This window comes from Amycolatopsis thailandensis (assembly GCF_042723255.1).
GTDB classification, from domain to species: Bacteria; Actinomycetota; Actinomycetes; order Mycobacteriales; family Pseudonocardiaceae; genus Amycolatopsis; species Amycolatopsis thailandensis.
Map to the genome: position 1 here is coordinate 1 of NZ_JBHXJK010000228.1, position 8,414 is coordinate 8,414.

Annotated in this window: 8 protein-coding genes; 6 read left to right on the top strand and 2 right to left on the bottom strand. The window is 70.0% G+C overall.

Annotated elements, in window-relative coordinates:
• Positions 1-572 precede the first annotated feature (572 nt).
• Positions 573-764: a 50S ribosomal protein L28 gene (gene rpmB / locus ACFWMR_RS41500; RefSeq protein ID WP_007031450.1), complete on the bottom strand. Its 192-nt coding sequence runs from the start codon at positions 762-764 to the stop codon at positions 573-575.
• A 133-nt stretch (positions 765-897) separates the two neighbouring features.
• Between rpmB and ACFWMR_RS41505 the strand changes: the two genes are divergently transcribed.
• The 5 genes from ACFWMR_RS41505 (at position 898) to ACFWMR_RS41525 (ending at position 7,738) form a co-directional block, all read left to right on the top strand.
• On the top strand, positions 898-2,481 hold the full coding sequence (locus ACFWMR_RS41505; RefSeq protein WP_378382365.1) for a DAK2 domain-containing protein: 1,584 nt from the start codon (positions 898-900) through the stop codon (positions 2,479-2,481).
• A gap of 4 nt (positions 2,482-2,485) precedes the next feature.
• Positions 2,486-4,639: an ATP-dependent DNA helicase RecG gene (gene recG / locus ACFWMR_RS41510; protein ID WP_093932872.1), complete on the top strand. Its 2,154-nt coding sequence runs from the start codon at positions 2,486-2,488 to the stop codon at positions 4,637-4,639.
• 83 nt (positions 4,640-4,722) lie between these two features.
• On the top strand, positions 4,723-5,103 hold the full coding sequence (locus ACFWMR_RS41515) for a hypothetical protein (protein WP_378382366.1): 381 nt from the start codon (positions 4,723-4,725) through the stop codon (positions 5,101-5,103).
• Positions 5,100-7,232, top strand: coding sequence for a caspase, EACC1-associated type (locus tag ACFWMR_RS41520; RefSeq protein ID WP_378382367.1), 2,133 nt, complete (start codon positions 5,100-5,102; stop codon positions 7,230-7,232). The genes ACFWMR_RS41515 and ACFWMR_RS41520 overlap by 4 nt, the downstream gene beginning before the upstream one ends.
• A gap of 2 nt (positions 7,233-7,234) precedes the next feature.
• Entirely contained in the window at positions 7,235-7,738 is a 504-nt protein-coding gene (locus ACFWMR_RS41525) for a GNAT family N-acetyltransferase (protein ID WP_378382368.1), read from the top strand.
• Here the strand turns inward: ACFWMR_RS41525 and ACFWMR_RS41530 are convergent.
• On the bottom strand, positions 7,728-8,135 hold the full coding sequence (locus ACFWMR_RS41530) for a hypothetical protein (RefSeq protein ID WP_378278402.1): 408 nt from the start codon (positions 8,133-8,135) through the stop codon (positions 7,728-7,730). The genes ACFWMR_RS41525 and ACFWMR_RS41530 overlap by 11 nt on opposite strands.
• A gap of 81 nt (positions 8,136-8,216) precedes the next feature.
• Here ACFWMR_RS41530 and ACFWMR_RS41535 point away from each other — a divergent pair.
• A partial coding sequence (locus ACFWMR_RS41535) for a hypothetical protein (RefSeq protein WP_378382369.1) occupies positions 8,217-8,414 on the top strand: 198 nt, incomplete at its 3' end.

Here is an 8,414-nt window from a genome sequence, read left to right on the forward strand (position 1 = left end):
TCCTTGCGCTAGGCGCAAGGAAGGGGGCCATCATGTACTTCCGGAGAACGCGCGCGTGACAGCAGTGACCGACGTGGCTGGTGTGGCTCCTGTGGCGATGCCGCTGTCCATGAAGGCCTCCTTGAGGGACCCAGAGTCCCTCAAGGAGGCCTTCACGGACTTTGGGGGACGCCTGGCGTGACAGCAGTGGCCGGTGTGACTCCCGGGGCGAGGCGAAAGTCCGTGAAGGCCTCCTTCCCTACCTTGAGAGTAGGGAAGGAGGCCTTCACGGACAGTGCGGTCGAGGCTTCGGTCCAGGTGGTCCTGAGTGGCGATTCGGGTCGGAGCCATGAGTGTCTCAGGTACCTACTGCCGGGCGGTTTCGTGTGACTGGAGGGACGACACGCGTGATCCGACGGACGACTCGCGGCGAGGGCCTGCCCGCACGCGTGTGTCGTCCCGCCCATCACGCGTGTCGTCCGTCGGAGCACACGCGCCGTCCCTCCAGTCACACGAAAGCCTCCACGCGAGAACCGCGCATAAAAAAATGGCGGGTGCTCCGAAGAGCGCCCGCCATTCCCCAAAAACCCGGCTCAGCCGCGAACGACCTTGCCCGCCTTGATGCACGAGGTGCAGGCGTTCAGGCGCTTGCGCTGGGACAGACCGATCTTGGCGTGAACGGTCTGGATGTTCGGGTTCCACCGGCGGTTGGTACGCCGGTGGGAGTGCGAGACCGACTTGCCAAAGCCCGGTCCCTTGCCACAGACGTCGCACACGGCAGCCACGTCGAACTCCTCTGGATCTGGGACAAAGAATGATGCGCCCAGCATGCTGGGCAACTCGACCATAGTAACCAGTGGCTCAGAGCCCTCCGGCACCGGGTCGATACCCTCGCTGGAACAGCTAGGAGGTTACGGGGTGCGGGTGCTCGACGTGACGGCGGTGTCGGCTTGGTCGGCGGCCTGTGTGCACAGCCTGGCGGTGCTGCGGCCGGCGATCGACGGCATCAACGTCTACCCGGTCGCCGACTCCGACACCGGCTCCAACCTGCTGTTCACCATGACCGCGGCCCGCGACGTGCTGGCGGAGGCCGAGCCCGCGACGACCGCCGAGGCGCTGGCGGCGTTCGCCAAGGGCGCGGTCGCGGCGGCCAAGGGCAACTCCGGGGTGATCATGTCGCAGGTCGTGCGCGGGATCGCCGAGTCGGCGGCCGCCAGGGACCTCGACGGACCCGGTCTCGCGGAGGCGCTCGGCCGCGCGGACAGGGCGGCCACGGGCGCCGTGAGCCGCCCGGTCGCCGGGACCATCCTGACCGTGCTCCACACCGTCGCCGCGACAGTCCGCGACGCGACGGGATCGCTCGAAGAGGTGGCCGCCACGGCGGCGAGCGTCGCGGCCGAAGCGCTTGAAGAGACCCCTAAGCAGCTGCCGGTCCTGGCCGTGGCCGGGGTGGTCGACGCGGGCGCGCGCGGACTGGTCGCGGTCCTCGACGCCCTGTCCGGCGTGATCTCCGGCGGCGTCACCGAGCCGGAGCACCCGCTCGAAGCGCACCACCATCACACGATCGACGCGCCGACGGCCTGGGAGGTCATGTACCTGCTCGACGGCGTCGACGAAGGCAGCCTGCCCGCGTTGCGCAAGACCCTCAGCGGCCTCGGCGACAGCGTCACGGTCGCCGGTGACGGCGCCGGCGCGTACGCCGTCCACGTGCACTGCGCGGACATCGGCGCGGCGCTGGAGGCCGGGATCGAGCTCGGCCGCCCGCGCAAGGTCCGGGTCGAGCCGCTGATCACACCCACGCCGGTCGAGGTCGGCGGCGGCCTCGACCGGTCGGTCGTCGCCGTGGTCCACGGCGGGCACCTGGCCGAACTCCTCCGCGCGGAAGGCGTCGCGGTGCTTTCGGTCCCGCAAGGGAGCGAACCGACGGTCGAGGAGATGCTCGGCCTGATCAACGAGGCCGCCGGGCACCACGTCACCGTCCTCCCCGGCGGCCATCAGCTGACCGCGGCGGCCGACGCGGCGGCCGGGCACGCGATGGCCGCGGACCGCGACGTCGTCGTCATCCCGTGCGTTTCACCCGTCCAGGTGCTCGCCGCGCTGGCCGTCCACGACAAGGACCGCCGCACCAACGACGACGTGGTCGCGATGGCCGAAGCGGCCGCCGCCACCAGGCGTGGCGAACTGCGGATCGCGCAGGAGGAGTCGCTAACCTGGGTGGGCCGGGCGCAGGCCGGTGACGTCGTCGGCCTGGTCGACGGCGAGGTCGTGCTGATCGAGCCCGCGCCCGCTTCGGAGACGAGCCTGGTCGCGGCGGCGGTCGGCGTGCTGAACCGGATGCTGGCCCTCGGCGGCGAACTGGTCACCGTGCTGACCGGCGTCGACGTCCCGGTCCGGCTGCCCGGCGAGCTGGCGGACCGGCTCCGCGTGGAACATCCTGAGGTCGAAGTGACGAGTTACGCCGGCGGCCAGTCCGACGCCGTGCTGCTGATGGGGGTGGAGTGACCGCATGACCAACCTGCGCGCGGACCTGAAACTGGTCGTGGGCGCGGCGACGGCGAAGGCACTCGCCAAGGGCCTCAAGATCGAGACGGTCAGCGACCTCCTGCGCCACTATCCCCGCCGCTACGCCGAACGCGGGCAGCTCACCGACATCGCCGGGCTCGAACTCGGCGAGCACGCGACCGTGATGGCGCGGATCGAGCGGGTCAACAAGCGCCGGATGAAGGCGCGCAGCGGCACCTTGCTCGAAATGGTGATCACCGACGGCAAACGCCGTCTGCAATGCACCTTCTTCAACCAGGCCTGGCGCGAAAAGGAACTCGTGCCCGGCAAGAACGGGCTCTTCGCGGGCAAGGTCACCGCCTTCCGCGACGTCCTCCAGCTGGCGAATCCCGAGTACGAGCTGTTCGAAGCCGACAGGGAGGCCGAGGCGCTGGACGACTTCCTCGCCGAGATCATCCCGGTGTACCCGGCGGCGCAGGGCATCCCGACGTGGGTGATCGCCAAGAGCGTGCGGCAGGTGCTGGACGTGCTGGAGGTCGACGAGGACCCGATGCCGCTGGAGCTGCTCGCCCAATACGGCTTGCCCAGCCTGGAAAGCGCGCTGCGCGGCATCCACCGGCCGTCGGGCTGGGACGCGCTGAACTCCGCGCGGCGGCGGCTCAAATGGGACGAAGCCATGGCGGTGCAGCTGATTTTCGCGCAGCGCAGGCATTCCCTCGTCTCCCGGCCCGCGAAGGCCTGTCCGCACACCGAAGGCGGCATCCTCGACGCCTTCGACAAGCGGCTCCCGTTCGAGCTGACCTCGGGCCAGCAGGAGATCGGCGAGGAGATCGCCAGGGACCTCTCCACCGAGCACCCGATGAACCGGCTGCTTCAGGGCGAGGTCGGTTCCGGTAAGACGGTGGTCGCGCTGCGCGCCATGCTGCAGGTCGTCGATTCCGGGCGGCAGGCGGCGATGCTCGCGCCGACGGAGGTGCTCGCCGCGCAGCACGCGCGCTCGCTGAGCGAAATGCTCGGTGACCTCGGGCAGGCGGGGCAGCTCGGTGGCGCGGAGAAGGCGACGCGCGTGACACTGCTGACCGGTTCGATGGGCGCGAAGGAACGCAAGAAGGCGTTGCTGGAGACGGTCAGCGGCGAGGCCGGGATCGTCGTCGGCACGCACGCGCTCATCCAGGACACGGTGTCCTTCGCGGATCTCGGCCTGGTCGTGGTCGACGAGCAGCACCGCTTCGGTGTCGAACAGCGGGACGCGTTGCGCTCCCGCGGCTCCGACGACACCAGCCCGCACGTGCTCGTCATGACGGCGACGCCCATCCCGCGCACGGTCGCGATGACCGTGTACGGCGATCTGGAGACCTCCGCGCTGCGCGTGATGCCGGCCGGCCGGTCGCCGATCAAGACGTCGGTGGTGCCGGTCGCGGAGCGGCCCGCGTGGCTGGACAGGGCGTGGCAGCGGGTCCGCGAGGAATGCGGCAAGGGCCACCAGGCGTACATCGTCTGCCCGCGCATCGGTGACGAACCGGCGTCGGACAAGGGCGACAAACGCCCGGCGCTCGCCGTCCTCGACGTGGCGCCCGAGCTGGCCGAAGGACCGTTGAAGGGGCTGAAGATCGGGGCCCTGCACGGCCGGATGCCCGCCGACGACAAGGACGCCGTGATGCAGGCGTTCGCCAAGGGCGAGCTGGACGTGCTCGTCGCGACCACCGTGATCGAGGTCGGCGTGAACGTGCCGAACGCGACGGCGATGGTGATCATGGACGCCGACCGGTTCGGCATCAGCCAGCTGCACCAGCTGCGCGGCCGGGTCGGCCGGGGCAGCGTGCCGGGGTTGTGCCTGCTGGTCACCGAAACCCTGGACGGGACGACCACCCGCGAGCGGCTCGCCGCCGTCGAGTCCACAACGGACGGTTTCGAACTGTCCAGAATGGACCTGGAACTGCGCCGCGAGGGCGACATCCTCGGTGCCGCGCAGTCGGGGAAGAAGTCGACCCTGAAACTGCTTTCGCTGCTGCAGGACGAGGAGGTCATCGCCGAGGCGAGGGCCCGCTCGTCGGAGATCGTCGAGAAGGACCCGGCCCTGGGGAACTATCTGGGGCTGGCGCACATGATCGCCGACGTCGTCGACGAAGATCGTGTGGAGTACCTGGAAAAAAGCTGACGTGAACATCTCTGCCCGATCGGACCTTGCCGCCGGACGGGCGTAGGCGTTTCCTCGTTTTGTGCGGGCGAGGGAGGCCGGGGATGACGTCAGCGGTGCGGGTCCAGCTGGGTGAGGACGGGGCCGACGCCGAGCGCGCCGACCAGCTCGCCGGGTATCTCCGAAGGGAACTGATCGAACGCGGGCTAGCCGACGTCAAGGCGCTGCCCGCCGGCGAGGCGCCGCCCGGCTCGCGCGGCTTCGACGCGGCGACGGCGGGCGGGCTGCTGGTCACACTGGGGAAGTCCGCCGACGGCCTGCGTTCGGTGGTGGCGGCCGCGCGGGAGTGGCTTTCGCGCGGTGGCAGGGTGAAGCGGACGGTGCGGCTGGAGATCGACGGCGACGTGCTGGAGCTGTCCGAAGCGAGCCTCTCCGATCAGGACAAGCTCGTCGACCTCTTCTTGAGCAGGCATTCGGCGCCATGACCGGGCAGCGGCGGGCCTTGATCATCGCCAACGGGGAGTACGACAACCCCGGGCTGAGCGCGCTGCGGTCCCCGGCGGCCGACGCGGAGGCGCTCGCCTCGGTCCTCGCCGACCGCGACGTCAGCGATTTCGACGTCCAGGTGGTGCGCGACGAGACCGCCCACGTCATCGCGAGCCGCGTCGAGGACCTGTTCGCCGACAGCGCGCCGGACGACGTCGTCCTGGTGCATTTCTCTTGCCACGGCTTGAAAAGCGAGTCGGGGGAGCTGTTCTTCGCCGCCCGCAACACCCGGCCGGAGCGGCTCGCGTCGAGTGCCGTCCCCGCCGATTTCGTCCAGCGCTGCATGCGGATGAGCCGGTCGAGGAGCATCGTCCTGCTGCTGGATTGCTGCTACGGCGGCGCTTTCGGCCGAGGAGTCGCGGTGCGCGCCACCGGCGAGGCCAACGTGCTCGACGCTTTTCCGGGCGGTGGTCTCGGTGGCCGGGGCCGCGCGGTGATCACCGCGTCGAACTCCATCGAGTACGCCTTCGAGGGCGACCATCTCGCCGACGACCACGCGCGGCCGTCGGTGTTCACGTCGGCGCTGGTCGAGGGGCTCCGCACGGGGGACGCGGATCGCGACGAAGACGGCTGGATCGCGCTCAGCGAGCTTTACGACTACCTCTTCGACAGCGTCCGCGAGCGGAATCCAAACCAGACGCCCAGCCGGGACATCGAGATGCAGGGCGAGCTGTACCTGGCCAGGAGCAGGCGGCGCCGGATCAAGCCGTCGCCGGTCCCGGCCGACCTGCGCGCGGCGAGCGAGGATCCGAACATGTTCACCCGCCTCGGCGCGGTGACGGAACTCCAGCGACGGCTGACGAGCGAGAACCTCTCCGTCGCCATCGGCGCCCACGAAGTCCTCACGGCGATGGCGCAGACCGATATCCAGCACGTCGCCGAGGCCGCGGACCTGGCGCGGCAGGAGGCGCTGGTGCGCGCCGAGCCCGAGGTGGTGGTGTTCGGCGAGGTCGTCCGGGGATCGCGGCCGGTGGCGCGGATCCGGCTGGAAGGGCCGCCGATCGCACGGGCCTGCCGTTTCACCGCGTCGCATTCCTGGCTGCGGGTGACCGAAGTCGACGGCGGGGCCGAAATCCGCCTGGACCAGGTGGAGATCGGGGCGTTCGACGGGCGGGTCACCGTGACCGGACCGACCGGCGAGGTGGCCGTCCGGGTCGAGGGCCAGGTCGTCCGGGAACCGGAACCGCAGCCCGCGCCGGAACCGCGAACCGCGCCGCAGCCTGTGCCGGAGCCGCGAACAGAGCCGCGAACAGAGCCGCGACCCGTGCCGAGTCCGCCGCCCGAGCCCGTGCTCGCCCCGGCTCCGGAGACGCCCAAAGCGCCGCGTCCGCCCGCCGAACTGCCCGCTCCGAGCCTGAAGCCCGACCCGTTCGCCGTCGCCGCCGGCCTGTTCGCGTTCGCGGCGGCGGTGTACCTGGTGGTGATCGCGTTCCAGGTCAGCAGCAGCGTGGAGGACTTCTTCGAAGACGGTGGCTGGACCCTCTCGCCGCTCATCGTGTTCGCGATCGGGGCGGGAATCGCGATGTTCGCGCCGAGGACGCGGCGGACGGTCGGCCCCGGGCTGCTGTGCGGGCTGGCGATGCTCTCGGTGGTTCCGTACGGTCCGGTCGTGCTCGTGCTCGCCCGCGGTTGCCTGCTCGTCGCGGCCGCCTGGGCGCTGGTTTCGGTGCGACGCGACCGGAGCGTCCGGCTCGGGCTGGGGAAACCCCGGGGCGCACTGACTTTCGCGGCCCTCGTGGCCGGGATCGGTGGCGTGGCCGGTCTCGTGGTGGAGGCCGGCGAGCTCTTCGCCTACTCGTCGAGCCGGGCCGACGAGGGCGCGATCTACCTCGTCGTCGCGATGACGCTCCTGATCGGGACCGTCCTCGGCGCGTTCCTGCGGCCCGCCGCGTTCGGGGTCGCTTTCCACGGTGGTGTGGCGGGCGGCGGAATCGTCATGGTGTGCATGCTGTTCTACGCGCTGCCGAGCAGTTCGCGGGTGACCGGCGCGGGCTGGGGGATCGCGCTGGGGATGGTGCTCTCGCTCGCCGTCGTGACCGGTTTCGCGGCCCGTAAAGCGAAAGGCTGACGATGCCCGCGATCCGCCCCGCGGTCGTCGAGGACGCCTGGCCCATCGCCGAGGTGAACGTCCGGTCGTGGCAGTCGGCGTACCGGGGCCTGCTGCCGGAGTTGTACCTGCGCGATCTCTCGGTCGAGGGCCGGGCCGCGCGCTGGCAGCGGATCCTCGCCGATCCCGTCAACCGGCGCGACGTCCTGGTCCTCGTCGAGAACGGCTCGCTCCTCGGCTTCACCGCCGTCGACCGGGAACGCGGGGAACTGCGCGCGATCTACCTCGAACCGGCGCGCTGGGGTACGGGACTGGGCAGGCTGATGCTCGACACCGCCGTCGCCGCGCTGCGGGATTCGGGACATCGCGAGGCGACGCTCTGGGTGCTCGACTCGAATGAGCGCGCCCGTCGCTTCTACTCGGCGGCGGGATGGGCGCCGGACGGGGCGGAGAAGACCGACACCATGCCCGGCGAAGACGTCCCGCTGTGCGAAGTGCGCTACCGGATCGAGCTCGTCAGCGCGTGAACCAGGCGCGTTCCTCGGGTTTGTTGAGGACGACGATGATGCCGATGGCGATGCCGATCCCGATCAGCTGGGTGACCGCCCCGCCGCTGATCAGGCCGATCACCCCCAGGACGACGGACAGTCCTTCGACGCCGAGCACCGCGGGCCGTACCCAGGCCGAACCGCGGGAGATCCTGATCGCGCAGGCGATCAGCACGAGGGAGACCGCGAAGCCGAGGAGCGCCAACGCCAGAGCGAGCCCCGCTTCTTCGTTGCCGTGGTCGAGTTCGTTGATCGCGAGGGCGGTCACGAGCGCGCTGGCGAGGAGATTGAGGACCGCCTGTATCCACAGGAGGACGCGGACAGTCTTGAGCTGGCGCGGCATCTCGGGCGCCTTGTTCCGGACGTCCTCGGTCATGACGGGCTCCCTCTTTCGTTACGGAGAAGCCAGTGTGGACCCGGGACTCGTTGGCGCTGAGGGTAAAACTGTCCTCAGCAGGTGACCAAACGAGGTGCAGGCCTGAATCTTGCCGTGAAGGCCTCCTTCCCTACCTTGAAGGTAGGCAAGGAGGCCTTCACGGACCGGCACGCCAGGCTGGGCAACTCGTCTCCGGCGCAGTACTCGAAGGGGCGCGAAGGTGTGGAGCGTTGGGGGAGCCAAAAAAAAAAACAAAAAAACATACAAAAAGTGTTTGGA